Source organism: Rhodanobacter umsongensis (assembly GCF_042654965.1).
Lineage (GTDB): Bacteria > Pseudomonadota > Gammaproteobacteria > Xanthomonadales > Rhodanobacteraceae > Rhodanobacter > Rhodanobacter umsongensis.
This window is the reverse complement of sequence record NZ_JBHSMK010000014.1, coordinates 1-1192: the sequence shown is the minus strand read 5'-3', so window position 1 is coordinate 1192 and position 1192 is coordinate 1. Positions and strand designations below refer to the sequence as shown.

Genomic DNA, 1192 nt, shown 5'->3' with positions numbered 1-1192 from the left:
CGACGTCCCCCCGCTTTGAGTAGCGGGTGGGTTTAGAGTCCGGTGTTACTTTAACTGCTTCGCGTAGGCGGCCGGTGTCAGCCCGCCCAATGCCCTCTTCGGTCGCTCCTCGTTGTATTCCCGCCGCCAGCGTTCGATCTCGGTCCGGGCGTGTAGCAGGCTGGGAAACCAGTGTTCGTTGAGGCACTCATCGCGCAGGCGGCCGTTGAACGATTCGATGTAGGCGTTCTGGTTTGGCTTGCCCGGTTCGATCAGGCGCAGCTGCACGCCGTGCTCGTGCGCCCAGGCGACCATCGCCTTGCCGCAGAACTCCTTGCCGTTGTCGGTGCGAATCGTCTTGGGCAAGCCGCGTATGATCGCCAGGCGGTCCAGCACGCGCGTCACGCCCGCGCCGGAGATGGCTCGCTCGACTTCGATGCCCACCGATTCATGCGTGGCGTCGTCGACGATGGTCAGGCACTTGAGCACGCGTGCGTCGGCGGTGCGATCGAACACGAAATCCATCGACCACACCTCGTTGGGTGCCGATGGACGACACAGCGGTTGCCGCTCGCTCACCGGCACTTTCTTCCGCTTGCGCCGGCGCACCTGTAGCCGTTCCTCCCGATACAGCCGCTCCACGCGCTTGTAGTTCACCGGCTCGCCGCCCTCCTGCCGAAGCTTCAAGTGGATCATTCCCACCCCGTAGCGCTTGTGCCGCTGCGCCAGCTCCACGATCCGCCGCCGCAATGCCACGTTGCGGTCCGGTTGCGCCTGATAGCGGTACGCGCTGGCGCTCATGCCCACGACGCGCAACGAGCACCGCTCGCTCAGCCCCTTGTCGATCATCTGGCGCACCAACGCTCGCCGGGCCGGTGCGCCTACGGTTTTTTTCGCAGGACGTCCCGGATCACCTCGTTCTCAAGCATCTGCTCGGCCAGCAGCTTCTTCAGCCGCGTGTTCTCCGTTTCCAGCTCCTTCAGGCGCTTGGCGTCCGGCACGCTCATGCCGCCGAACTTGCTGCGCCACAGGTAGTAGGAGGCCTCGCTGAAGCCGTGCTTGCGGCACAGCTCCTTGATCGGCAGGCCGACGTCAGCCTCGCGCAGGAAGCCGATGATCTGTTCTTCGGTAAACCGCTTCTTCACGTCCAATCTCCTTCAGTTGGGGGATTGGACTCCAAACCGCGGTGCTACTCAAAAGAGGGGGGACGTCG

1 protein-coding gene is annotated in these 1192 nt (G+C 64.1%); it reads right to left on the bottom strand.

The annotated features are described in order from the left end of the window. Window positions 1–45: 45 nt before the first annotated feature. Window positions 46–1124 (bottom strand): IS3 family transposase gene (locus ACFPME_RS17575; protein WP_377306996.1). Its coding sequence is split into 2 segments (ribosomal slippage): window positions 46–866 and window positions 866–1124, totalling 1080 coding nucleotides; the frame shifts between segments, so codons are not numbered across the junction. Between the last annotated feature and the right edge of the window lie 68 nt (window positions 1125–1192).